The 24,529-nt window shown below is 57.7% G+C and carries 26 protein-coding genes and 1 tRNA gene; 10 read left to right on the top strand and 17 right to left on the bottom strand.

Annotated features, from left to right (window positions below; translation table 11 throughout):
* Positions 1-249 precede the first annotated feature (249 nt).
* Genes SLH47_RS14155 through purC form a run of 5 tightly spaced genes read right to left on the bottom strand, consistent with a single transcriptional unit; the run spans position 250 to position 5,069 of the window.
* Entirely contained in the window at positions 250-1,581 is a 1,332-nt protein-coding gene (locus SLH47_RS14155; protein ID WP_320240204.1) for a sigma-54 dependent transcriptional regulator, read from the bottom strand.
* A 10-nt stretch (positions 1,582-1,591) separates the two neighbouring features.
* Positions 1,592-3,346 (bottom strand): sensor histidine kinase, encoded by a 1,755-nt coding sequence (locus SLH47_RS14150; protein WP_320240203.1) that lies wholly within the window; start codon positions 3,344-3,346, stop codon positions 1,592-1,594.
* A gap of 44 nt (positions 3,347-3,390) precedes the next feature.
* Positions 3,391-4,059 (bottom strand): phosphoribosylformylglycinamidine synthase subunit PurQ, encoded by a 669-nt coding sequence (purQ, locus tag SLH47_RS14145; protein WP_320240202.1) that lies wholly within the window; start codon positions 4,057-4,059, stop codon positions 3,391-3,393.
* On the bottom strand, positions 4,059-4,289 hold the full coding sequence (gene purS / locus SLH47_RS14140; RefSeq protein WP_320240201.1) for a phosphoribosylformylglycinamidine synthase subunit PurS: 231 nt from the start codon (positions 4,287-4,289) through the stop codon (positions 4,059-4,061). The genes purQ and purS overlap by 1 nt, the downstream gene beginning before the upstream one ends.
* Before the next feature lie 15 nt (positions 4,290-4,304).
* The gene (gene purC, locus SLH47_RS14135; RefSeq protein ID WP_320240200.1) at positions 4,305-5,069 is read right to left on the bottom strand and encodes a phosphoribosylaminoimidazolesuccinocarboxamide synthase; all 765 of its coding nucleotides are present in this window, start codon (positions 5,067-5,069) and stop codon (positions 4,305-4,307) included.
* Between the two features lie 132 nt (positions 5,070-5,201).
* Between purC and SLH47_RS14130 the strand changes: the two genes are divergently transcribed.
* Together SLH47_RS14130 and bmt are read left to right on the top strand one after the other, a co-directional pair.
* Entirely contained in the window at positions 5,202-5,516 is a 315-nt protein-coding gene (locus SLH47_RS14130) for a DUF1476 domain-containing protein (RefSeq protein WP_320240199.1), read from the top strand.
* 141 nt (positions 5,517-5,657) lie between these two features.
* Complete coding sequence (gene bmt, locus SLH47_RS14125; RefSeq protein ID WP_320240198.1) at positions 5,658-6,674, top strand: betaine--homocysteine S-methyltransferase; 1,017 nt, start codon at positions 5,658-5,660, stop codon at positions 6,672-6,674.
* Positions 6,675-6,929: 255 nt separating this feature from the next.
* Here bmt and SLH47_RS14120 read toward each other — a convergent pair whose 3' ends face one another.
* On the bottom strand, positions 6,930-8,012 hold the full coding sequence (locus SLH47_RS14120; protein ID WP_320240197.1) for a PA0069 family radical SAM protein: 1,083 nt from the start codon (positions 8,010-8,012) through the stop codon (positions 6,930-6,932).
* 132 nt (positions 8,013-8,144) lie between these two features.
* Here SLH47_RS14120 and SLH47_RS14115 point away from each other — a divergent pair, with 132 nt between their 5' ends.
* Genes SLH47_RS14115 through SLH47_RS14100 form a run of 4 tightly spaced genes read left to right on the top strand, consistent with a single transcriptional unit; the run spans position 8,145 to position 10,062 of the window.
* Positions 8,145-8,852, top strand: coding sequence for a B12-binding domain-containing protein (locus tag SLH47_RS14115; RefSeq protein ID WP_320240196.1), 708 nt, complete (start codon positions 8,145-8,147; stop codon positions 8,850-8,852).
* A 52-nt stretch (positions 8,853-8,904) separates the two neighbouring features.
* Positions 8,905-9,126: a hypothetical protein gene (locus SLH47_RS14110; RefSeq protein ID WP_320240195.1), complete on the top strand. Its 222-nt coding sequence runs from the start codon at positions 8,905-8,907 to the stop codon at positions 9,124-9,126.
* Positions 9,107-9,442: a YbjQ family protein gene (locus SLH47_RS14105; RefSeq protein ID WP_320240194.1), complete on the top strand. Its 336-nt coding sequence runs from the start codon at positions 9,107-9,109 to the stop codon at positions 9,440-9,442. Before SLH47_RS14110 ends, SLH47_RS14105 begins: the two co-directional genes overlap by 20 nt.
* Positions 9,439-10,062, top strand: a complete 624-nt coding sequence (locus SLH47_RS14100) for a DUF1638 domain-containing protein (RefSeq protein ID WP_320240193.1) — start codon at positions 9,439-9,441, stop codon at positions 10,060-10,062. The genes SLH47_RS14105 and SLH47_RS14100 overlap by 4 nt, the downstream gene beginning before the upstream one ends.
* Before the next feature lie 13 nt (positions 10,063-10,075).
* Here SLH47_RS14100 and SLH47_RS14095 read toward each other — a convergent pair whose 3' ends face one another.
* From SLH47_RS14095 to purM, 5 genes are all read right to left on the bottom strand, one after another.
* Positions 10,076-10,549 (bottom strand): hypothetical protein, encoded by a 474-nt coding sequence (locus tag SLH47_RS14095; protein WP_320240192.1) that lies wholly within the window; start codon positions 10,547-10,549, stop codon positions 10,076-10,078.
* A 5-nt stretch (positions 10,550-10,554) separates the two neighbouring features.
* Positions 10,555-10,962 carry a SufE family protein gene (locus SLH47_RS14090; RefSeq protein ID WP_320240191.1) on the bottom strand — a complete coding sequence of 136 codons (408 nt, stop codon included), beginning with the start codon at positions 10,960-10,962 and terminating at the stop codon, positions 10,555-10,557.
* Positions 10,963-11,017: 55 nt separating this feature from the next.
* Complete coding sequence (gene rnd / locus SLH47_RS14085) at positions 11,018-12,175, bottom strand: ribonuclease D (protein WP_320240190.1); 1,158 nt, start codon at positions 12,173-12,175, stop codon at positions 11,018-11,020.
* A 96-nt stretch (positions 12,176-12,271) separates the two neighbouring features.
* Complete coding sequence (gene purN, locus SLH47_RS14080; RefSeq protein ID WP_320240189.1) at positions 12,272-12,868, bottom strand: phosphoribosylglycinamide formyltransferase; 597 nt, start codon at positions 12,866-12,868, stop codon at positions 12,272-12,274.
* A complete protein-coding gene (purM, locus tag SLH47_RS14075; protein ID WP_320240188.1) occupies positions 12,865-13,905 on the bottom strand; it encodes a phosphoribosylformylglycinamidine cyclo-ligase in 1,041 nt (346 codons plus the stop codon). Before purM ends, purN begins: the two co-directional genes overlap by 4 nt.
* Before the next feature lie 133 nt (positions 13,906-14,038).
* On the opposite strand from purM, the gene SLH47_RS14070 reads away from it, so the two are divergent.
* Positions 14,039-14,115, top strand: a tRNA-Ile gene (locus tag SLH47_RS14070).
* A 99-nt stretch (positions 14,116-14,214) separates the two neighbouring features.
* Complete coding sequence (locus tag SLH47_RS14065; RefSeq protein WP_320240187.1) at positions 14,215-15,423, top strand: NADP-dependent isocitrate dehydrogenase; 1,209 nt, start codon at positions 14,215-14,217, stop codon at positions 15,421-15,423.
* Positions 15,424-15,470: 47 nt separating this feature from the next.
* Here the strand turns inward: SLH47_RS14065 and SLH47_RS14060 are convergent, their stop codons facing one another.
* Positions 15,471-16,358, bottom strand: coding sequence for a transferrin-binding protein-like solute binding protein (locus tag SLH47_RS14060; protein WP_320240186.1), 888 nt, complete (start codon positions 16,356-16,358; stop codon positions 15,471-15,473).
* A 213-nt stretch (positions 16,359-16,571) separates the two neighbouring features.
* Between SLH47_RS14060 and typA the strand changes: the two genes are divergently transcribed.
* Positions 16,572-18,389 (top strand): translational GTPase TypA, encoded by a 1,818-nt coding sequence (typA, locus tag SLH47_RS14055; protein ID WP_320240185.1) that lies wholly within the window; start codon positions 16,572-16,574, stop codon positions 18,387-18,389.
* 48 nt (positions 18,390-18,437) lie between these two features.
* On the opposite strand, the gene SLH47_RS14050 is transcribed toward typA, so the two are convergent.
* From SLH47_RS14050 to recA, 4 genes are all read right to left on the bottom strand, one after another.
* Positions 18,438-18,908, bottom strand: coding sequence for an MOSC domain-containing protein (locus SLH47_RS14050; RefSeq protein WP_413785646.1), 471 nt, complete (start codon positions 18,906-18,908; stop codon positions 18,438-18,440).
* On the bottom strand, positions 18,905-19,192 hold the full coding sequence (locus SLH47_RS14045; protein WP_320240184.1) for a DUF1330 domain-containing protein: 288 nt from the start codon (positions 19,190-19,192) through the stop codon (positions 18,905-18,907). The genes SLH47_RS14050 and SLH47_RS14045 overlap by 4 nt, the downstream gene beginning before the upstream one ends.
* Positions 19,189-21,843 carry an alanine--tRNA ligase gene (alaS, locus tag SLH47_RS14040; RefSeq protein WP_320240183.1) on the bottom strand — a complete coding sequence of 885 codons (2,655 nt, stop codon included), beginning with the start codon at positions 21,841-21,843 and terminating at the stop codon, positions 19,189-19,191. The genes SLH47_RS14045 and alaS overlap by 4 nt, the downstream gene beginning before the upstream one ends.
* 169 nt (positions 21,844-22,012) lie before the next feature.
* A complete protein-coding gene (gene recA, locus SLH47_RS14035) occupies positions 22,013-23,095 on the bottom strand; it encodes a recombinase RecA (protein WP_320240182.1) in 1,083 nt (360 codons plus the stop codon).
* A 194-nt stretch (positions 23,096-23,289) separates the two neighbouring features.
* Between recA and SLH47_RS14030 the strand changes: the two genes are divergently transcribed.
* Positions 23,290-23,886: a gamma-glutamyl kinase gene (locus SLH47_RS14030; protein ID WP_320240181.1), complete on the top strand. Its 597-nt coding sequence runs from the start codon at positions 23,290-23,292 to the stop codon at positions 23,884-23,886.
* Between the two features lie 39 nt (positions 23,887-23,925).
* Here SLH47_RS14030 and SLH47_RS14025 read toward each other — a convergent pair whose 3' ends face one another.
* A complete protein-coding gene (locus tag SLH47_RS14025) occupies positions 23,926-24,498 on the bottom strand; it encodes a hypothetical protein (RefSeq protein ID WP_320240180.1) in 573 nt (190 codons plus the stop codon).
* Positions 24,499-24,529 lie beyond the last annotated feature (31 nt).

Below are 24,529 nucleotides of genomic sequence, written 5' to 3'. Positions count from 1 at the left end.
CCCTCATGAGGGGCCCATTCAAAGCCCGGTCGCTGCAAACACCTGCGACCAGAGCGTTCCACTGACCCTTGCGGGTCAAATCAGCTGTTCAGTGGGATCAGTCATCGCTGACCGACAAAACAGAGAATCTCGATCGGATGTCATCGCACAACCAACGCACGAGCATCCGTATCACCTACATAAGGGAGGATGCCCCCCCGACACAAGTGGTCGTTTCTGGGGAGGCAAATCTATCGGACGACCGCCCCATCAAAGATAGTCGGACCGCTGCAATCCGTATTTCGCCATCTTTTCGTTCAACGTCCGGCGCGGCAGACAGAGTTCTTCCATCACTGACACGATAGAGCCTTTGTGCCGCCGCATCGTGTTGTCGATGAGCATACGCTCAAAAGCCTCAACAAACTCTTTCAGCGGCTTGCCTTCGGTGGTCATGGCCGGTTTGGTCTCTTCGGTGTCGGCCATCAGAAGCGAGGCAATAGAGCCTGTGCCGCGGCGGTTCTGCAAAACGGCGCGTTCGGCCACATTGATCAACTGACGCACATTGCCCGGCCATGGGGCCTGCAGCAGTTGTGCCGCCTCTTGCGCGCTGACCTCTGGGGCGTCGCAGCCATATTCGTCCGCGAATTGCTCGCTCAGCCTTGTGAAGAGCATCAGGATGTCTTCGCCACGTTGGCGCAGGGGTGGCACGGTGATCCGAAGAGCGGCGAGCCGATAGAACAGATCGGGTCGCAGCACGCTTTCGCAGGTCTTGTTCTGTTCCTGCAGGTTACAGATCGCGACGATCCGCGTCTCTGCCGGTGTCCCCTGATCATTGATCGCCGTCAAAAGGCGGGCCTGCAGCGGATGGCTGAGCGCCTCGATATCCTCAAGCACAAGCGTCCCACCCCGCGCCTCTTCCATCGCGGGGATCGGCTCATCCTCTTTCGCCGGTCCAAAGATATGGCGTGCCAGCGTTTCTTCGTCATAGGCAGAGCAGCTGAGCAGTACGAATTTCTTGTTGGCCCGCGCGCCAACCGCATGAAGCGCATGCGCCACTAGCGTCTTGCCGGTACCTGTCTCGCCTTCCACCAGCACATGACCATCGGCCTGCCCCAGATCGAGAATATCCTCTTTCAGCCGCTCCATCGGGGCGGATTGGCCAATGAGTTTGCCCATCAGCGCCGAACCGTCAGAGAGTTCCTTGCGCAGCGCTCGATTATCCAGCGTCAAACGCCGCGCCTGCGTGGCCTTCTTGGCCAGTTCGGTCATGCGATCGGGGTTGAACGGCTTTTCAAGGAAATCGTAGGCACCAACCCGCATCGCCTCGACCGCCATCGGCACATCACCATGGCCGGTGATCATGATGACCGGCAGTGAACTGTCGACACCTTTCAGCTTCTTGAGAAACTGCATCCCGTCCATGCCGGGCATCTTGATATCGCTGACCACGATACCGGGAAAGTCACTCCCCAAGCCCTTTAGCGCATCCTCCGCCGATGCATATGTTTCCGTGTCGAAACCAGACAACGCCAACCACTGACTGATCGACTGACGCATATCCTTTTCGTCATCGACAATTGCAATTTTCATTGCCTTGTTCATGGTCTTTTCCTCATTCTGCCGCAGCAACGTCCTGCCGCATCGTGGGCAGCTGCACCTCGAATATAGCCCCGCCATCAACCGCATTGCGTGCGGTCAGGCGCCCACCCAAATCGTTCACGATGCCAGAGGAGATGGCAAGCCCCAACCCGACACCATCGCCGGGAGCCTTTGTGGTGTAGAAGGGTTCAAAAAGCTCGTTGAGGTTTTCGATCCCCTCGCCATTGTCCCTGATCTGCAGGCTGACCGTATCGCCCGCTGCCAGTAAGATCTCGACCGTCGGATTGTTGGCCCCCTTTGTGGCGTCCAAAGCGTTCCGCAAGAGATTGATGATGACCTGCTCCAATCGCAAGCGATCGCCGAGGATCATCACCGGTTCATTGGGCAAACTGCGGATGATATTGACCGACCGGGTCTTCAGCTGTGGCTCCATCATTGCAAGCGCTGTGGATACGGCAGCCCTAGTATCAACGGGTTCAAATGCATCTGCCCCCTTGCGAGCGTAGGATTTCAACTGCCGCGTGATCGCCCCCATGCGTTCCAGCAGGTCATCGATCCGTTGGAAGGATGATAGGGCCTCATCGGGGCGCTGGCGCTGCAGCAAAAGCCGAGCGCCCGCAAGATAGGTCTTCATCGCGGCAAGCGGCTGGTTCAATTCGTGGCTGACCGCCGCCGACATCTCACCCAAGGCCGCCAGCTTGGATGATTGCGCGATGGTCTGTTCGGCCACCTGCAGCGTCTTTTCAACCTTTTCGCGTTCGGCGATTTCCCGCTGCAGCCTCCGGTTCAATGCGCGAAGCTCTGCTGACTCGCGCTGAAAGAAGACCAGACGCGAGGCCGTCTTGCGCGATGTGAACCAGAAGAGACCCGCGAGAACGATGGCGAATCCCATCACCTCGAGCGCGAGGATGCCGTTCACCTGCTGGCGCACGGAGGCGTAGGTTGTGAAACTGACCATCCGCCACCCCTGATGCGGCACCCGCACCTCGCGCCGCAGCACGGCTTCGCCTTGCAAGTAGGCATCCGCTGGCAACGCCGCCCAGCCTTGTGTCAGTCGCAAAGCGCGCTGAATGGCCGAAGGTGCCGATTGTCGGGCCAGCGCCTCTTCCTCACCAAGGCCCCGCCAGCGCGGCTCGGTCGACATGATGATCGTGCCCTCGCTGTCCATTACAAAGACAGCATCCGACACGCCGGCCCAGCCGCGTTCCATGCGCGGCACGTCGACCTCAACCATGATCACACCGCGAAACTCTCCGTTCACCTCAACCCGGCGCGAATAGATAAAGCCGTAACCGCCGTCATCCTTACGAAAGGTGTTATAAACGGTTTGATTGTTCCGTTGCGCGTCAACGAAATAGGGCGCGTTGCGATGAAGCGCACCAAGCTGGTTGCGGTCTGTCGCAGCAACCGCGCGGCCATCGCGATCAAGGAGCGTCAGCGATGCGGCCCCAATCTCATCAACAAAGGACAAAAGGCGCGCAGTCGACAGCGAGTAATCGTTGCTTTCCAGCGCATTCATCAGTTCCGGATCACGCGACAAAAGCTGAGGAACAACCGAGTTGCGCTGCAGCTCGCTCATCAAACCAGTCACATAAAGGGCCAGGCGCACTTCGGACCGGTTGCTGATCGTCTCGGTAAAGCGCTTGGTCAGAAGCTGGTTTGAGACGTAGATGACGATAACTGCAAACAGGCAAATGACGAGGATCGAGAGGCGCAGATACCAGCGCCCTTTCCCCCGTCGCAAACTGTATTTACCCAACTCTACCATGCACGCAGTCTAAGGCGTGGCCAGCATTGCAGCAAGAACGCAGATTACGCTTGGGCAAACTGCCCCAAAAGTCCGCGAAAAAGCGCCTGACCGTCCGTGCCGCCATGGCCGGTATCAACCGCGCGTTCGGGATGGGGCATGAGGCCCAGAACCCGGCGGTTTTCAGACAGAAGGCCCGCGATATCGGCAAGCGATCCGTTTGGATTGTCGGTGTAGCGGAAGGCGATACGGTCCTCGCCTTCAAGTTTAGCAAGCGTTTCTGCGTCAGCGGTGTAATTGCCGTCATGATGCGCCACCGGAAAGCCGACAATATCGCCCGCATTATAGCCTTCGGTAAAGGCGCTGGCTGAAGTTTCGACTTTCAGATCAACAGTTTTGCAGATGAACTTCAGACCCGCATTGCGCATCAGAGCACCGGGCAGCAGACCCGTTTCGGTCAACACCTGAAATCCGTTGCAAACGCCAAGCGCATAGCCCCCCCGCTCCACATGCGCGACAAGCGCCTTGCAGATCGGAGATTTGGCCGCAATCGCGCCGCAGCGCAGGTAATCGCCAAAGGAAAAACCACCGGGGACGGCAACAAGGTCCACGTTGTCGGGCAAAACCGCATCCTTATGCCACACCATCGTGACATCAGCCCCAGCGGCCTTCAGCGCCACAGCCATGTCACGGTCACAGTTCGAACCCGGAAAGACGATGACGGCGGCACGCATCAGAGCATCTCCACCTGGTAGCTTTCGATGACCGTATTGGCGAGCAGCTTCTCACACATGTCCTTGACAATGTCCTCTGTTGTCCCGTCCGCAAGGTCCAACTCAATCACCTTGCCTTGGCGAACCCCTTCAACGCCGTCAAACCCAAGCGTGCCAAGTGCATGGCGGACCGCCTCCCCTTGTGGGTCCAGCACACCGTTTTTCAGCATCACATGCACTCGGGCTTTCATTTGCGATATCCTTGTTTAATTGATCAGTGTGGGCTTTGCAGGCCGGTGCGTGACATTTGACGGCATTACGCCCAGACGACGGGCGACCTCGGTATAGGCATCCGATAGGCTTCCCAGATCACGACGGAACACATCCTTGTCGAGCTTCTGGCCGGTTTCGATATCCCACAAACGGCAGCTATCCGGGCTGATTTCATCGGCAAGGATCAGGCGGGGGAATTCGTTGTCCCAGACGCGACCGACCTCGATCTTGAAATCAATGAGCTTGATGCCAACGCCAAACATCACGCCCGACATCCAGTCATTCACGCGCAAGGCAAGGCTGACGATATCATCCAAATCCTGCTGGCTCGCCCAGCCAAAGGCGATGATGTATTCTTCGGGCACCAGGGGGTCGCCCAGACTGTCATCCTTATAGGAAAACTCGACGATCGGGCGCGGCAGCGCTGTGCCTTCTTCCATGCCCATCCGCTTGGCCATCGAACCAGCCGCCACATTGCGCACGATGACCTCTAGAGGGATGATCTCAACCTGGCGGATCAGTTGTTCGCGCATGTTCAGACGCTTGATGAAATGCGTGGGAATGCCGATATTCGTCAGCCCTGTCATGAAGAACTCGCAGAGCCGGTTATTGAGCACGCCTTTGCCTTCGATCACCGCCTTCTTTTCGGCGTTGTAGGCCGTCGCATCATCCTTGAAATACTGGACCAAAGTGCCCGGTTCCGGACCTTCGTAAAGAATCTTTGCCTTGCCTTCGTAAATCTTCTTGCGGCGTGCCATCACAACCCCTTAACCGATACGCAGGCCCGGTTTGGGTCGCGTCATGTGCGCGTCATAGTGCAAGCCCCCCTTGCGGGCAAGCACCAGCAGGGGCATATCAAAGATGACGTTTCTGCCAATGATGAGGGCCCCATGAACACCTTTGACGATCGCGAACATGCCTTTGAAGCGAAATTCGCCCATGATGCTGAAATGCAGTTCAAAGCCGAGGCCCGGCGCAACAAATTATTAGGCCTTTGGGCTGCAGGATTGCTGGGAAAATCGGGAGACGACGCCGATTCCTATGCGAAAGAGGTAATCAAGGCCGATTTTGAAGAAGCCGGGCACGAAGACGTTTATCGCAAGGTCGCAGGCGATCTTGGCGACAAGGCCGACGAGGCGACAATCCGCGCGAAGATGGCGGAGTTTCTTGTTGAAGCGAAAGAGCAACTGCTCAACGAACTCTAGATCTGCGCCCACATCGTGAACCGGCTTGTGCCGCTGCAATCTTTTGTTGCAGGCGGCTCATAATTGTCATGCATGCTTTGCCGTTGCAGCCAAGCGGCAGACGTGACAACGACCCCCATAATTGACCGGAGCAAACAGACCATGACCGACGCCCTTTCCGACCTTCTCAAAACGCGCGATTGGTTGATGGCGGATGGCGCGACGGGTACGAACCTGTTTAACATGGGTCTGATGTCGGGCGACGCGCCGGAACTTTGGAATGTAGACCACCCCGAGAAGATCCGCGCGCTCTACAAGGGTGCAGCTGACGCGGGAAGCGACATCTTTCTGACCAACAGTTTTGGCGCAAATGCGTCGCGGCTGAAACTGCATGGTGCTGAGGGCCGTGTTTTCGAACTCAACAAGATCGCGGCGGAGTTGGGGCGTGAGGTGGCTGATGCATCCGGTCGGCCCATCGTCGTGGCCGGTTCGGTCGGCCCGACGGGCGAAATCATGGCGCCCATGGGCAGCCTGACCCATGACCGCGCTGTTGAGATGTTTCACGAACAGGCCGAGGGGCTCAAGGCAGGCGGCGCCGATGTCCTGTGGGTTGAAACCATCAGCGCGGCGGAAGAATTTGCCGCCGCGGCCGAAGCCTTCGCAAGGGCAGAGATGCCATGGTGCGGCACGATGAGCTTTGACACAGCCGGGCGCACCATGATGGGTCTGACTTCGGCTGACATGGTCAAAAAAGTTGGCAAGATCACCCATCAACCCCTTGCATTTGGAGCAAATTGTGGTGTTGGCGCATCGGATCTGTTACGCACCGTTCTGGGCTTTACCGCCGCCGGGCCGGGCTTGCCGATCATCGCCAAGGGCAATGCGGGCATCCCCAAATACCACGACGGGCACATCCACTACGATGGCACACCGGAATTGATGGCGGATTACGCCGTTCTGGCGCGCGACAGTGGCGCCACGATCATTGGCGGCTGTTGCGGGACGACGCCGGACCACCTGCGCGCGATGCGTAAAGCGCTTGAGACCCGTCCACGCGGTGAAACGCCGACTTTGGACACAATTTCTGCGGCCCTTGGCGGCTTTTCCTCCGCATCAGACGGCACTGATGGTGCAGGGCCCGCTGCCGCGCCACGACGCGGTCGCAGGCGGCGCGCTTAAGACAATCGGTGGAGGGGGCGCTGCCCCCGCTGCCTGCGGCAGCCCCCCGAGGTATTTCCGAACATGAGAAGCTCATGTTTACCCGCGCTTAACCAAAACACATCAGCCTGATCGGGCGGTACAGGCTGAGGAGCCGATGACCGCAACGTGAGAAGCCCCCGCGCAGGCCTTGCAGGCCAGTGTGGGGGTTATCCGTTTCTCATGTTCAACAAATACCTCCGCCGGAGGCTCCAGTTCTCTCAGCAGGCTCTGCGTTCAAAACAGCGTAAGCTGATCGCCCGGCTGTGGTGGTACGGCGAAGAGATTGGTTCGGAGGGGCGGCAAGGACCGGTCCAGCCCCAACTTCCGCGTTGCCCGCTTGAAGCGCTGTTGCATCATCGCGGCCCATTGCCCCTTCCCGACCATCCGTGTCCCGAAATTGGGATCGTAGTCCTTGCCGCCATGCAACTCTCGCACGCGTCCCATCACGCGGGCGGCGCGATCAGGGTAGTGCTCCGTCAGCCAATCGCGAAACAAGGTCGCCACTTCGCGCGGCAGTCGCAGGATGATCGAGGATGCCGCAACCGCCCCTGCCTCTGCCGCCGCTTCCAGTATCGCTTCCAGCTCATGATCTGTCAGCGCAGGTACGACGGGTGACACCATCACGCGCACCGGAATACCCGCATCCGTCAGGCGCCGGATGGTCCGCAACCGCGCCGCTGGCAATGGCACTCGCGGCTCCATCGCCCGTGAGGTCTTGGGGTCGAGTGTGGTCACCGAAATACCGACGCGAGTCAAGTCCTTGGCCGCCATCTCGGCCAGAATGTCGATATCCCGTTCGATCAAAGTACCTTTGGTGACAATGCCTACGGGGTGATTGAAGTCACGCAATACTTCGAGGATCTCGCGCATGATTTTGCGCTCTTTCTCAATGGGTTGATAGGGGTCCGTATTCGTACCGATCCCGATTATTGCGGGTTTGTAGCGCGGGTTGGCCAACTCGGCACGCAGCCGCTCTGCCGCGTTCGGGCGCGCAATCAGTTTCGTCTCAAAATCGAGGCCCGGCGAATGGCCCAGAAAAGCATGACTCGGACGTGCAAAGCAATAGATGCAACCATGTTCACAGCCGCGATAAGGATTGATCGACCGGTCAAAGGATAGGTCAGGCGAATTGTTGCGCGAGATGACTTTGCGCGCCACTTCATCGCGCACTTCGGTGCGCAGGACCGGCAATTCCTCATCACGCGTCCAGCCGTCATCCACGGCCTCAACGCTGATCTGGTCAAACCGGTTATGCGGGTTGGAACCCGCGGCCCGCCCGGGCGCGCGATGCAACTTTTGAACCAGATGTTCAGACATAATGTTTATTAGAACAATTCATGAACAAATACAATGCAAGTCGGTCGCGCATATGCGAATGTCGCTATTGTGCAGGTCGAAAGAGGCAATCGGGCGCACTACTGTAAAAACAGCCGATTAATGAGGGTTTCCATGTCTGACGAAGAAGATGACATCATCCTGTCTGAACTGAACGACGAAGATCTCGTCGCGCAGATGTTTGACGATCTTTACGATGGCATGAAGGAAGAGATCGAGGAAGGTGTGCAAATCCTGCTTGATCGCGGATGGGAGCCTTATCGGATCCTGACCGAGGCATTGGTTGGCGGGATGACAATTGTCGGCCACGACTTCCGCGATGGTATCCTGTTCGTGCCCGAGGTGCTGCTGGCCGCGAATGCTATGAAGGGTGGGATGGCGATCCTCAAACCGCTGTTGGCCGAAACCGGGGCGCCCCGTGTGGGCAAGATGGTGATAGGCACGGTCAAGGGTGACATCCACGATATCGGCAAGAACCTTGTTTCGATGATGATGGAAGGTGCTGGCTTCGAGGTCGTTGATCTTGGCATCAACAATGCGGTTGAGGCCTATCTGGAGGCGCTGGAGGCGGAGCAGCCCGATATCCTTGGCATGTCCGCCCTGCTCACGACCACGATGCCTTACATGAAGGTTGTGATCGATACGATGGTCGAGAAAGGGTTGCGCGACGATTATGTGGTGCTCGTCGGTGGCGCGCCGCTGAATGAGGAGTTTGGCAAAGCCATTGGTGCTGATGCCTATTGCCGCGACGCTGCCGTCGCCGTCGAAACCGCCAAGACATTCATGGCGCGCAAGCACAATCAGGGGGCGGCCATTGCCTGATATCTTCCATTGCGGGTCAGTCATACCTATCTGACCTGCAAAGGAGACCTGCATGCCGCTTGACCGACTTGTCCTCATCATTGTTTGCGTGCTGGCCGCTGCTGGCATCACGGTTTATGGCGGTGTTCTGATCTTTGCGAGCACGCAGATGCCACCGTTGATCGGGTTGGGCTTGCTCAGCATCGTGGCGCTGGTTGCCTATATCGGCTGGCGCGTGGTGGCCGAGCGTTTGGGCAACAAAGAAGACGACCATTATGACCGGTTCAAAAACTAGTTTCCTGATCTGTACAACCGACACGGTGCCCGGGCGCGAAATCACACAAGTCATCGGTCTGGTGCGCGGATCAACGGTGCGGGCCAAGCATATCGGGACCGACATCGTCGCACGGTTGAAAACGGTCGTGGGCGGTGAAGTGTCGGGGTATTCCTCTCTCATGGCAGGCGCGCGAGAGCAGGCCCTCGACCGTATGGTCGCCGATGCGACCGCGATGGGGGCCAACGCCATCGTCGGCTGCCGGATGGAGACATCGGCCATCATGGAAGGCGCGTCCGAGATTGTCGCCTACGGCACAGCCGTGAAACTGGTGTGATCAGCGACAGGGCACTCACGGAAGAAGGCCTCGCCCCTGACGGCAAGGGCCGGGTTTTGCTGATCGCCTGCGGGGCGCTGGCGCGCGAGATACTGGCGATCAAGGCAGCAAATGGGTGGGATCATCTGGACCTGCAATGCCTGCCCGCCATCCTGCATAATCACCCCGAACGGATCGTGCCTGCTGTACGCGAAGCCGTCACAGCCCACAGGAATGATTATGCGTCAGTGTTTGTCGTTTATGCCGATTGCGGCACGGGCGGATTGCTGCAAGCCGCTTGCGAAGAGATGGGCGTGGAGATGGTACCGGGACCGCACTGCTATTCATTCTTCGAAGGCAATGAGACCTTTGCCGCCCGGGACGAGATGACGGCCTTCTACCTCACCGACTTCCTTGTCCGTCAGTTTGATGCCTTTATCTGGAAGCCACTGGGCCTCGACCGGCACCCGGACCTGCTAGAGATGTATTTCGGCAATTACAAAAAACTCGTCTATCAGGCGCAGACCGATGACGTCGATCTTACGGAGAAGGCGAAGGCCTGCGCTGACAGGCTTGGTCTCGCGTTCGAGCGGCGGTTTACCGGATATGGTGATCTGAGCAGGGTGTTGGCGCCGCTCTAGCTTCGCCTTTGGGTCAGGGCTGATAACTCTGTGTGAACACCTCACCATTAAAGGTATGCGTGCAGCAGCCGCAGAATGGTGTCATATCATCGACGGTCAGGTCAGGATCAACCAGCGCCAAACGGTTTTCCTGATCAATGTACAACCCGCTGTAATAGGTGCTTTCACCCACGCGAACGAAAGGCTTTTTGTCCTGCTCAGCCGAAGCCACCAACCAAAAGATCGGGGCCGTTTGGTCAAGCCGTGCAGTTGCTTCTTTGTATACGTCTTCCCAGCATTTACCGACTTTTGAGAGCAGAAACTTAAAGAGCGGTGTGTAATCACGTCCGTTGCGGCGATCGCTATGCATACTACGCTGCGCACTTGGATTCAGCTTACCGGCCTTTGTATTCCGCTGCCATTTTGCTTTACCGCCGCCGTGACGCACCCTATGCGTGCGTGTGTTGACCTTTCGATACAACGGGGCTTTCCGTGAGAAGTCTGTCATGAGCCTTACGCGTTTGCGGCAGTCTGCCTGATCCGCTCCACCATTGCTCGCAGCCCGTTTGAGCGTTGTGCAGATAAATGATCGTTCAGGCCCAGTCGACTCAATTCGGTGGCGGCGTCTATTTTGACCACCTCCGCAACGGGTTGTCCATTGTAGAGCGCGATCAGGACCGCGATCAGCCCACGCACGATCATGGCGTCGCTTTCGCCGCGAAAGGTGAAAATGCCATCCTTGATCTGCGGTACCAGCCAAACCTGGCTGGCACAACCATCCACCTTGGTCGCAGGCACGCGCAGCGCGTCTTCCAGTGGCGGCATGGCTTTGCCCATGTCGATTACATGGCGATAACGGTCTTCCCAATCATCCAGGAATTCAAACGTGTCGACCAGTTCTTCAAAATCGGGGTTTGCCATCCGCGCCTCTTTGCCTTTGGCGGTGATGTAGGCGCATGCCCGCCGCGCGTCCAGATCAAAGGGTCACGGTGACCACTTTCTGTCCCTTCACGGCAAGCCCCACCTGCCCTTCACAAAGCCGGATCGCATCCTGGCCAAACACTTCGCGCCGCCAGCCCTTGAGCGCGGGGACATCCCGTTCGCCAGCGGCGAGCGCATCGAGATCAGCAGATGAGGCAATCAGCTTTTGCGCCACGCCCTCATCATCGGTTTTGGATTTCAGAAGAACGCGCAGCATGTCGGCCAAGGCGGGGTTGACCTGCAGCTTGGCGCGGCTTTGATCGGCTTGCGGCATGTCTTCGGGCGCTACGGCGAGGCCCGCCTTGATACTGGCGATGATCCCCTCGGCAATGTCACCCTTGCGGGCCTCGCGCAAAAGCAGGCGAGACCGACCCAGATCCTGCTCTGTCTGCGGCTTGGTCGACGCAAGTTCGACCAGCGCATCATCCTTGAAAACACGGTTGCGGGGGATGTTCCGCTCTTGCGCATATGCCTCGCGAAAGCGCGCCAATTCGCGCACGATGGCCAGAAAGCGGCCCGACGTCGTGCGGGTCTTGATCCGGCGCCAGGCCTCATCCGGGTCGGACTGGTAAGTGGCAGGGTCCTTCAGCAGCGCCATTTCCTCTGCCACCCACTTCTTGCGCCCCGACTTCTGCAATCTGTCTGACAGATACTCGTAAATGTCCCGCAAGTGTGTCACGTCGGCCAAAGCATACTTTGCCTGCGCCTCAGTCAATGGACGCCGCGACCAGTCGGTGAAACGCGAGGATTTGTCTAAACTGGATTTCGCGATCTTGCGCACCAGCGTCTCGTATCCCACCTGCTCTCCGAAACCGCAGACCATGGCGGCGACCTGCGTGTCAAAAAGTGGCTCCGGGATCACGCCTGCATCGACAAAGAAAATCTCAAGATCCTGACGCGCCGCATGAAACACCTTGACCACACCGACATCGCGAAAAAGGTCATAAAGCGGGGCCAGCGACAGCCCCTCCTCCAGCGGATCAACCAGAACCGCGTCTTCCCCCGTCTCATCCTGATAGGCCAGTTGGACAAGGCAGAGTTTCGAATAATAAGTCCGCTCGCGCAAAAACTCTGTATCGACAGTGACATAGGGACGTTTTGCAGCTTCGGCACAGAATGCGGCCAGCGCATCAGTCGTCGTGATTTTTTTCATTCTTGTTCCGTGACGCGTGAGGACCCCCGCCCAACCGTTAACGGTGGTTTAAGTGAAATTGCGGTGGAATAAAAGCCGGTCAGCGCGGAACGTCGCTTAGTGCCTGAGCGAGACGGGGGTTTTGTCGCCTGCTGCGAAGCGGCGCATAACGGCGGGGTAGAGTTGATGCTCCAGTGGCAAGAGCCGCGCGGCAAGCGTTTCGGCCGTATCATCCGGGCGGATGCCAATCCGCGCCTGCCCCAGAATGGGACCGTCATCGAGGGCGGCAGTGACCTCGTGCACGGTGCATCCGTGGATCTTATCGCTTGCGGCCAGCGCGCGTGCATGGGTGTCCAGCCCTTTGTATTTCGGCAAGAGCGACGGATGGATGTTGAGCATGCGCCCTTCCCACTTCCTGACGAAATCCGCCGTAAGGATCCGCATAAAGCCGGCAAGACAGACGATATCGGCTTTTGCAGTGATCAGAGCCTGATGCAGCGCGCCCTCAAATGCAGCGCGATCCTTCCCGAAGGGTTTGTGATCAATAGCAAACGTGGGGATATGCAAAGCCCGGGCCTTTGCCAGCCCCCCGGCCTGCGGATCATTGGAGATCACAAGCACGGGCCGGGCCGGATGATCGCCCGTCATCGATTGGGCGAGTGCAACCATGTTCGACCCGCTGCCAGAGATCAGGATCGCGACGCGTTTGGTCACAAAAGTGCGCCGTGATAGCGGATGTCATCCCCTGCGATCACGCGCCCGATCTCAAACACCTTATCGCCTGACGCTTTGAAGGCGTCTATTGCCGCGCCCTTCGCCTCTGGCGCGCAGATGATGGCGAAACCGACCCCGCAATTGAACGTTTTGAGCATCTCAGGCTCAGCAATGCCGCCCGTTTTGGCCAGCCACGCAAAGATCGGCGGTAGCGTCCAGGCGTTCAGATCGATCTCTGCTGTCAGCCCTTCTGGCAAGATCCGCGGGAGATTTTCAGTAAGGCCACCGCCGGTGATGTGGGCGTAGGCGTGCACGGCTTGTGCATGATGCGCGGCGCTTGCAGGGCGGACGTAGATGCGGGTCGGTTGCAAGAGGGCTGCGCCCAGCGTTCCCGCACCCCAAGGACAATCGTCTTCCCAGCCTAAGCCCGACATTTCGACGATCCGGCGCACCAAGGAATAGCCGTTGGAATGGATGCCGTCCGACGCAACACCCAGGATCACATCACCTTCTCGCACCTCCTTCGGCAGATGATTGCCCCGCTCCATCGCGCCAACGGCAAAGCCAGCGAGGTCAAAGTCGCCTGCCTGATACATGCCCGGCATCTCAGCCGTCTCACCGCCAATCAAAGCGCAATCCGCCAATTCGCAGCCCTTTGCAATACCCTTGATGACCGCCTCAGCCACGTCCAGATCAAGCTTTCCGGTTGCGAAATAATCCAGGAAAAACAAGGGCTCTGCTCCTTGGCAGATCAGGTCATTGACGCACATCGCCACCAGATCGATGCCGATGCCATCTACATTTCCGGTCTCAATCGCAATCCGCAATTTCGTGCCAACACCGTCAGTCGCCGCCACAAGAACGGGATCGACATAGCCGGCGGCCTTCAGATCAAAAAGGCCACCAAAGCCCCCCAACCCCGCCATGACTCCCGAGCGCCCTGTCCGCTTGGCGGCCGGTTTGATCCGCTCAACCAGCGCATTGCCTGCATCGATGTCCACGCCCGCGTCGGAATAGGTCAGGCCGTTTTTGGTCATGGGGCGTCTCCCGTCAGATTTGCGCCGGTCGTTACCGCATCGCTGTGGCAAAGGGAACAAGGATTTGCAGCCCCGACCGCATGCATATTCTGGCTTGACCACCCTGCAGCTTCTGACTACGCCAAGTGCCGGAGGGCCTGTAGCTCAATTGGTTAGAGCAGAGCGCTCATAACGCTTTGGTTGCGGGTTCAAGTCCTGCCGGGCCTACCACCTCCCTTTTTCGTATACAAATGCATACAGAAGACTTTTCGTACGCATTCCTTTACGCTATTGCAGCAAAAGGATCACCAGCGAGTGCGGAGCGCGGATATGTCAAAGATCAAGGTCGAAAACCCCATTGTTGAACTCGACGGGGACGAAATGACCCGCATCATGTGGGATTTCATCAAGCAAAAGCTGATCCTGCCCTACCTCGACATTGATCTGCTCTATTACGACCTCGCCATGGAGGTCCGTGACGAGACGAACGACCAGATCACCATCGATGCCGCCGAAAAGATCAAGGAAGTCGGTGTGGGCGTCAAATGCGCGACGATTACGCCGGATGAGGCGCGGGTCGAAGAGTTTTGCCTCAAGAAGATGTGGCGCTCTCCCAATGGGACAATCCGCAACATCCTTGGTGGCGTCGTGTTCCGCGCGCCCATCATCTGCAAGAATGTGCCACGGCTGGTTCCGGGGTGGACCGACCCGATTGTCATTGGCCGCCATGCCTTTGGGGATCAATACAAGGCGACCGACTTTCTGATGCCCGGTCCCGGCAAACTGACCATGAAGTTCGAAGGCGAAGACGGCACGATCATCGAAAAAGAGGTCTTTGACAGCCCGTCTGCGGGTGTCGCGATGGGCATGTATAACCTTGATGCCTCCATCATTGATTTCGCCCGTGCTTCCTTCAATTACGGCCTGAACCTGGGTTGGCCGGTTTATCTGTCGACGAAGAACACGATCCTGAAGGCCTATGACGGGCGGTTCAAGGACCTGTTTGAGCAGATATTTGAAGAGGAATTCAAAGAGAAATTCGATGAATTGGGGATCGAGTACCAGCATCGCCTGATCGACGACATGGTCGCCTCGGCCATGAAATGGTCCGGCAAGTTTGTCTGGGCCTGCAAGAATTATGACGGCGACGTCCAGTCAGACACTGTCGCGCAGGGCTTTGGCTCCTTGGGGCTGATGACGTCGCAGCTGATGACCCCCGATGGCAAGATTGTGGAGGCAGAGGCCGCACACGGCACCGTCACCCGCCACTACCGCCAGCATCAGGCAGGTCAGGCGACATCGACGAACTCCATAGCGTCCATCTTCGCTTGGACCGGCGGGCTGAAGCATCGCGCCAAGCTTGATGACAACGCACAACTCCAAGCCTTTGCCGAGACCCTAGAAAAGGTGATCGTGGACACGGTGGAAAGCGGCTTTATGACCAAGGATCTCGCCCTGCTCGTGGGGCCAGACCAGGGCTGGCTCACTACCGAAGGTTTTCTCGAAAAGATCGACGAAAACTTGAACGCCGCGATGTAGGGCAAGTTCAAAAAAGGTGTTTTGATCGGCGCAGCACGCGGCGGCCTTTATGGCCCTTGATCAATTACGAATGTGCCGACGCCATCAAAATCATCACCGCTCACGCTGACATCGATATCGAGCACACCGCCAACCTCGACGGCATCAGGACCATAGAAGGTTGCGTCAATTGACGATCCTCCGCCAGAGCATCCAGCGGCGCATGCGAGCGACCCCGTAAACCCGTTCCCCGAAATCGGCAGGTTGTCCGCGGACAGGTCCACATTCGTCGCTCCGTTCAATGTGCCGTCCAGGTCCACGTCAGCATTTCCTGAACCAGTAAAGTCGACCACGATCGTGATCTGCCCTTCATATTCGGTTTGGGTATTCGATGATCCATCAATTGACCCGAAGGCCTGGAAATCGCCACTATAGGTTGCACGGCCGCTTGTCCGAGCAGCTATTTGAGAGGGGTTTGTCTCAAACCCAAAAACATAGGCCTGCTCGCCATTAATCGTCCCTGTACCTGCTGACACCTGGACTTCCAGAGCAGCGGCATATGTGCCGGCGCGACCGGGTTCAAAAATGACCACCACGTTTTCACCCGTCGGCAGCGTCCCTGCCCCGTTTGTGATGTCGACGCTTTGCCCAAAAATCTCAATACGACCGTCAATATTGGCCGTGCCACCATTAAAGAAGCCAGCGTCCAAAGTGATTGTCGCATCTTCAATGCTGGGGCCACTTCCAGCCTGGAAACTCGCAGAGCGCATGGTCACGGCTGTACCTTCGGCATCGGACAGATCTTGCCCGTTTGCACCGAAGTCCAAACCATTCGTGCCGGGCGTCGTGCCGCCGCCTCCGCCATCATCGGAGGAACTGCCACCTCCGCCTCCGCAGGCCGCAAGCGCGAGCAAACCTGTCAGAACAAAGGCGGACCTTAACAAGAAGGTTTTCATCTAAACTTCCTATATCTTCATCGTCGTCGGCCTGGGTATTGCAGCTTTAGGGCCAAATGTTGACATGACGATAATAGGAGACGCTTAACTGGTGATTTCTTGCTTGTCCGTGATGGCGGGTGAATACTCATATTCACTGACCCGCTTTAGGGGCTGGCCTTTGCTGCAATTGCACGCTATCCGCGCCGCAACTTACCCAAAAGGCTGCAGGCAATGGATATCCGCAATATCGCGATCATCGCGCATGTTGACCACGGCAAGACGACGCTGGTTGATGAACTCCTCAAACAGTCCGGCGTTTTCCGCGACAATGAGGCCGTTACCGAACGCGCGATGGACAGCAACGATATTGAACGTGAACGCGGCATCACGATCCTGGCCAAATGCACATCTGTCGAGTGGAAGGGAACGCGGATCAATATCGTCGACACGCCCGGCCACGCCGATTTCGGCGGCGAAGTGGAGCGGATTCTGTCGATGGTGGATGGCGTTGTCCTGCTTGTCGATGCCGCCGAAGGTCCGATGCCGCAGACGAAATTCGTGACGTCAAAGGCGCTCGCTTTGGGTCTGCGCCCCATCGTTGTCGTCAACAAGGTCGACAAGCCGGATGGTGAGCCAGACAAGGCCATTGACGCGGTCTTTGACCTCTTCGCCGCGTTGGATGCGACGGATGAGCAACTGGATTTCCCGGCGATGTATGCCTCTGGCCGATCAGGCTGGTGTGATGCGGAGCTTGATGGTCCGCGCGAGAACCTCGATGCGCTCTTTGATCTGATCGTCGATCATGTGCCGACGCCTGCCCAAATCGCGCGCAAGGATGAACCGTTCCAGATGCTCGCGACGACTCTCTCTGCAGATCCCTTCATCGGGCGCATTCTGACGGGCCGGGTTGAGGCAGGCACGCTGAAGGCTGGCGATACGGTCAAGGCCCTGTCGCGCGAGGGCGACAAGATCGAACAATTCCGCGTCTCGAAGGTGCTCGCTTTCCGTGGACTGGCACAGCAACCCATCGATCTGGCCGAGGCGGGCGACATCGTCACTATCGCTGGCATGACGAAGGCGACGGTTGCGGACACGTTGTGTGATGTCAGTATCGACACACCGATCCCTGCCCAACCGATCGACCCGCCGACAATCACAGTCACATTTGGCATCAATGACAGCCCGCTGGCCGGTCGTGACGGCAAAAAGGTGCAATCCCGCGTTATCCGGGAACGCCTGTTGAAAGAGGCTGAGGTCAATGTCGCAATCAAGATCGCAGACACGCCCGGTGGCGACGCCTTTGAAGTGTCGGGCCGTGGCGAATTGCAGATGGGTGTGCTGATCGAAAACATGCGCCGGGAAGGGTTTGAGCTCTCAATCTCGCGCCCGCAGGTGATTTTCACCGAAGAAGGCGGCGAGCGGATGGAACCCGTCGAAGAGGTCACCATTGATGTGGACGACGAATATACTGGCGTCGTCGTCGAAAAACTGACCGGTCCGCGCAAGGGCGATCTGGTTGAAATGAAGCCTGCCGGTGCGGGCAAAACACGCATCATCGCGCATGTACCATCACGCGGGTTGATCGGCTATCATGGCGAGTTTCTGACGGATACGCGCGGCTCCGGCGTGCTGAACCGGCTCTTCCACGGAATGACACCTTACAAGGGGAAGATTGAGGGGCGCCGGCAAGGTGTGCTGATTTCGATGGAAAACGGCACTTCCGTGGCCTTTGCACTTTGGAACCTCGAAGAGCGTGGCAAGATGTTCATCGGCGCACAAGAGGCCGTCTATACCGGTATGATCATCGGTGAACATAGCCGCGAAAACGATCTTGAAGTGAACCCGCTGAAAGGCAAAAAGCTCACCAATATCCGCGCATCCGGCAGTGATGAGGCGGTGCGGCTCACCCCGCCAACGGTCATGTCACTGGAACAGGCGATTGCCTATATTGACAATGACGAACTGGTCGAGGTCACGCCGAACGCCGTGCGCTTGCGCAAACGTCATCTGGACCCGCATGAACGCAAGCGGCAAGCGAGGGCGAGCTAGGCAAAGTTTCATTGAAACTTTGGCAACAGACTTTCTGCGAAAGTCTGGCTACACGGGCTTAACGACAGCGCCGCTGCTGATCCGTCCTGGCCTGATCACCGATGCATACCAACCGCCATGTCCGCGCATGGCATTATAGCCGCCCGGTCCCAGTTCCGTTTCCATCCGCGAACAGGGCGGGCATGGGCCTTGTAGATCAATGATCGCTTCGCCGATCCGCAGAGGTCCTTTGCGGATCGCAAGAAGGTTCAGCCCGGACACGACCAGATTGCGTCGTAACTGTTCAGGTGCGATATGCGCATGTCCGGACAACGCAGCGATGACCGGTAGATGTTCAGCCTGGATCAGGGTCACGGCCCGTTTGCCTGCACGCGCGTGATCGCCAACGAGGCCCGTTTCGATCAGTTCTACCGTCTCAACGATGTCGACGGGCGCATGACGCTCGGCCCGCACACCAATCCATTCGAGCCGCCCCGGCACCGCGTGCCGCGCCATCATCTCGGCCAGTTGGCCTTTCACGCAAGTTCTTCGACGATGCTCAACTCGCGCTGGCTGGCGCCTTTGGCAAAACTCAGCGCCTCCTGATAGGCATCCGAATAGTAGCAATCATGCGCCGCCTGCAGGCTGGGAAAACGCGCGACGACGTTGCGGGGCCGGTCGGGCCCTTCCAACTGCTCATAGGCCCCGCCGCGCGCCAGAAAGACGCCGCCATGATCGGCAATCGCGCCGGTCGCCCGTTTGGCATATTCGCCATAGGCCGCTTCGTCCGTGACCTTCACATGGGCAATCCAGAGAGCGCTCATGACAATTCCTCCAATACTCTCTTCGCCGCGGCGAAAGCGCCTTCGGCATTTTCCGCGGACGCTCCGCCACCCTGCGCCATATCCGGACGGCCACCACCGCCCTCTCCGCCTAGTTCCGGGGTCGCCGCGCGCAGAATATCAACCGCCGATACCCGGCCCGTCATATCGTCCGTCACGCCGACCGCCACTGCCGCCTTGCCGCCCGTATCGGCGATCAGCATCACAGCCCCGCTGCCCATCTGCGCCTTGATCTCGTCAATGAGCGATGGCAGGTCCTTGCCGGTCACGCCGCTGAGGACCTGCGCCTGGAAAGCGACGCCATTGATGACCTCAGACGGTGCAGCTGTCTTCGCGCCGCCGCCCATCGCCATCTCGCGACGTAGCTGCGCAACCTCATTGGCGAGTGACTTCCGTTCGTCGAGAAGCGCCTTCACCCGGTCAGCGACTTCTGCGGCAGGCGCCTTGAGCGCCAGAGCCGCTTGTGCCAACCGGTGATCTTGTTGGCGCAGATAATCGAGCGCCGCCTGCCCGGTCAGCGCCTCGATCCGGCGTACCCCCGCACTGGAAGCGCTATCACCTAGGGTCACAAAGGTGCCAATTTCACCCAGTTGTTTGACATGGGTGCCACCGCAAAGCTCAAGCGAATATGTATGACCATCCGTGCCCTTGCCGGAGCCGGCCTTGTGTCCCATTGAGACGACACGCACCTCATCACCATACTTTTCGCCAAAAAGCGCCTGTGCGCCCATCGCGCGCGCATCATCCGGCGTCATGATCCGCGTCTCGACGGTGCCATTCTGACGGATGACCGCATTCACGTCGCGCTCGATCTGTTCAAGCTCTTCCAGCGAAACCGCCTTGTTATGGCTGAAATCAAACCGCAGCCGGTCCGGCGCATTCAGCGACCCGCGCTGCACCACATGATCGCCGAGGGTTTCGCGCAACGCTTCGTTCAACAGGTGCGTCGCAGAATGGTTCGCCTGAATCTGACTGCGCCGCTGCGGATCGACCCGCAAAGCAGCCCCCTGTCCTTTGCTGAGCGTCCCTTGTGTGACCTTGGCGAAATGCACGTAGACATCGGCGATCTTCTTGGTGTCCGTGATCTCAGCGGTCCCGGTTTCGGTCGTCAGGATACCTGCATCGCCGACCTGACCGCCCGCCTCGGCATAAAACGGCGTCTGGTTCAGAACAATCTGCACGTCAGCCGCAGCCTCGTCCGTCAACGCACCATCCACGACCAAAGCGACGATCTGACCCTCAGCCTCTAACGTGTCATAGCCCAGAAAATCCGTGCTGCCGCTGGTATCCGCGACATCAAACCAGATAGCACTATCCGCAGCCTCGCCCGTGCCGGACCATGCGGCGCGCGCCTTGGCCTTCTGCGTGGCCATCGCTGCGTCAAAACCATCGGTATCCACTGCGCGCCCCTTCTCGCGCAACGCATCCTGCGTCAGGTCGAGAGGGAAACCATAGGTGTCATAAAGTTTGAACGCCGCTTCACCCGGCAAAGCCGCATCTTCAGGCAGGCCGGACAGTTCATCTTCAAGCAGTTTCAAACCCCGGTCGAGCGTCTGCTTGAACCGCAGCTCTTCGTTCAAAAGCGTCTCTTCGATCAGCTTCTGCCCCTGCCCAAGCTCTGGGTAAGCCGCACCCATCTTCTGCACGAGCGCAGGGACGAGCCGATGCATCACCGGGTCCTTGCTGCCCAAAAGATGCGCATGCCGCATCGCACGCCGCATAATCCGTCGCAGGACGTAGCCGCGCCCCTCGTTCGAAGGCAGCACGCCCTCAGCGATCAGGAAAGAGGTGGAGCGCAGATGGTCAGCAATCACCCGATGATGGGTGTTGCCCTCCCCATCAGGATCAGTGGATGTCACATCCGCCGATGCCTCAATCAGGGCGCGCATCAGGTCGGTGTCGTAATTGTCGTGTTTGCCTTGCAAAAGCGCGCCAATCCGCTCCAGTCCCATGCCCGTATCAATCGACTGCATCGGGAGTGGCGTCATCGAGCCATCTTCGAACTGCTCGTCCTGCATGAACACGAGGTTCCAGATTTCGATGAACCGGTCACCGTCTTCCTCGGCTGATCCCGGAGGACCGCCCCAGATATGATCGCCGTGATCATAGAAAATCTCGGTGCACGGTCCGCAAGGCCCCGTTGGTCCCATGCGCCAGAAATTGTCATCCGTCGCAATGCGAATGATCCGGTCTTCGGGTAGGCCGATTTTCCTCCACAGATCAAAGGCTTCGTCGTCGGTATGATAAACCGTCGTCAGCAGACGCGAGGCATCAATGTCGAAGTCTTTAGTCAGGAGTTCCCAGGCGAAGGGAATCGCATCCGCCTTGAAGTAATCCCCAAAGCTGAAATTCCCCAGCATTTCGAAAAACGTGTGATGCCGAGCCGTGTAACCCACATTGTCGAGGTCATTGTGCTTGCCACCGGCGCGCACGCATTTTTGGCTCGTCGTGGCACGCTTGTAGTCGCGCGTCTCAACCCCGGTGAACAGGTTCTTGAATTGCACCATCCCTGAATTGGCGAACATCAGCGTTGGGTCGTTGCGCGGCACCAGCGGGCTGGAGGCCACAACCGCATGACCCTGCTCTTCAAAGTAGGACAGAAAGGTCGATCGGATGTCAGCAAGGCTGGTCATGGCAGGCTTTCGATGCGTTGTTTTTTACTGGATGCGAGAAATAGCCCCGGGTCAGGGTGCTGTCCACAGCGCCTGACAAAAAAGGGTGCCGCGATTGCGACACCCTTTCCCATTCATTCTCTTGCCATGTGGTGATGTGGGCGTTTCTGCGGCCGCCTAAGAGGTCTTTTCAGACTTCGACCAGATCGTCATCGCCGTCATCATGGCTGCCTTCGGGCAGATCAAAATCGAGCCCGTGGGCCGCGCGGATCTTGTCCTCAATCTCCAGCGCGACGGAGGGGTTTTCCTTCAGGAACAGCTTCGAATTCTCGCGCCCCTGCCCGATCCGCTCATCTCCATAGGAGAACCAAGCACCGGACTTTTCGACCACCCCGGCCTTCACGCCAAGGTCCAGCAATTCACCCATCTTCGAGATGCCTTCGCCATACATGATGTCGAATTCGACCTGCTTGAAGGGCGGCGCCACCTTGTTCTTGACCACTTTCACACGGGTTGCGTTCCCCACAACCTCGTCGCGATCCTTCAGCGCGCCAATACGACGGATATCAAGGCGGACGGAGGCATAGAATTTCAATGCATTCCCGCCCGTCGTTGTCTCTGGCGAGCCAAACATGACGCCGATCTTCATCCGGATTTGGTTGATGAAAATCACCATACAGCCCGAACGGTTAATGGAGCCGGTCAGCTTGCGCATCGCCTGGCTCATCAGGCGGGCATGCACACCGACACTGCTGTCGCCCATATCACCTTCAAGCTCGGATTTCGGGGTCAGCGCCGCAACCGAGTCGACGATCACCATGTTCACAGCACCGGACCGCACCAGCGTATCCACAATCTCAAGCGCCTGCTCACCCGTATCAGGCTGAGAAATCAGCAACTCATCCAGATTCACACCCAGCTTCTTTGCATAGGCCGGGTCCAGCGCGTGTTCGGCATCGACAAAGGCGCAAACACCGCCCTTTTTCTGCTCTTCGGCAATCGCGTGCAGCGTCAGCGTCGTCTTACCGGAGGATTCCGGCCCGTAAATCTCGATAATCCGGCCTTTGGGCAGCCCGCCAATCCCAAGCGCGATATCCAGACCCAGCGAGCCGGTCGATGTCGCCTCAATGTCGGCATTGGGGTTGTTCTGCCCCAGCTTCATGATCGAGCCTTTGCCGAATTGCCGCTCAATCTGCGCCAGCGCCGATTCCAGCGCCTTCTCCTTATCCGCAGTCTTCTTGTTATCCATTTTGAGGAGTTCTGCCGTTGCCATCTTTCCTGTCCTTATTTCATGCAGCCCGTCGGGCGGCAATCACTGCTTTGTTCTCATTGTGTTCTCAAACCTTAATGAGATCAAAACAAGAACATTGCAACACAAATTTTCCACATTCACCTTCGGGCAAAACTGGTTAAAGATTGGTTTATCGACGCCATGCTGGACAGACAAAGACGAAGGACACGCCATAAATGCTTGTTTTCTGGAAGGAAAATCTTGTCCTTTTGGCCGTGCCGAAAACGGGCTCAACGGCGCTTGAGGGCGCTTTGGCCCCCCGCGCCTCCATGGTTCTGCGCGATCCGCCACACCTCAAACACGCGCCCTGCTATCGCTATAAACGATTCCTGAAACCGTTTTTCGTGCAGGCGGGCGGACAGAAACCGGAGCTGATGGCGGTCGTCCGCAACCCGATTGACTGGCTCGGCAGCTGGTATCGCTACCGCACGCGCCCCGACCTGATCGGCCACGAGAACTCCACGCGCGATGTTAGCTTTGATGAGTTCTGCCTTGAATACTGCAAGGGCTCCCCCGCCCCGTTTGCTAATGTCGGATCGCAAAACAAGTTCCTGCGGATCAATGACGGCGAGATCGGCGCGCAGCACCTGTTCCAGTACGAGCAATGGGACAAGGTGATCGGCTATCTGGAGGATCGATTGGATGTGACGATTACGCTGAAACAGAAGAACGTGTCACCGAAGATGGATTTGGATTTGTCACCAGCCGTCGAAGCAAAACTGCGCGACAAACGCGCAGCAGAATTTGAGGTTTGGGAGTTGGGGCGGCAGTGAATACGCGTGTTTAGAATCTCGGGAGCCATTTACTGCACTTTAAAGCAGCTGTGTGGCCTCCTCGGGTGTGCTAACGATGACGTTTCGAAATTCCTGATACTTCGCGAGCGACTTAAAGTTTCCATCGCTTGAAACAAACACGTCACGCTTGTGGTAATCATGAGCCCAAACCATTTGCCGATCACACCAAGCATTCCGCCATTTTTTGGCTTCTTTCTTCTGTGTATCTCCTTCACTCAATCCAGTCTTTTTGGCGTATTCAGCGAAGTAGAAGGGGATTTTAGGAAACAGAGCTTTATGAAGGGCCAGCTCTCGCGCTATACCAAGTTTGTCACCGTAAATGCATTGGCCCCAATAACTGAGACCCCAGTAGAACATGCCCATAATCTGGGGGATGTCCTGAACCCCTAGCGTTTCGAGTCTATCTACAAAATCTTGATAACTCGGCAAGTAGTAGTCACCCTTTTGACGCTCTGATGCACTGACGGAAACAAATGCTACCGAAACTATGCCTTGTCTATGAGCGTCTATTAGTTCCCATACGAATTGGGACGCAGGTCGCTTTTCGTCAAGATCGATTAGGCAGTTGGTATCGAATGTAAAACTGTGCATCGATAGACACTTATGGGTATTGAGTCCCTGA

Origin of the sequence: Cognatiyoonia sp. IB215182 (assembly GCF_033963905.1) — a bacterium.
In the GTDB taxonomy this organism is placed as follows: domain Bacteria; phylum Pseudomonadota; class Alphaproteobacteria; order Rhodobacterales; family Rhodobacteraceae; genus Yoonia.
Note: the sequence above shows the minus strand (reverse complement) of the source record. Positions and strands in the feature narration are given on the sequence as shown.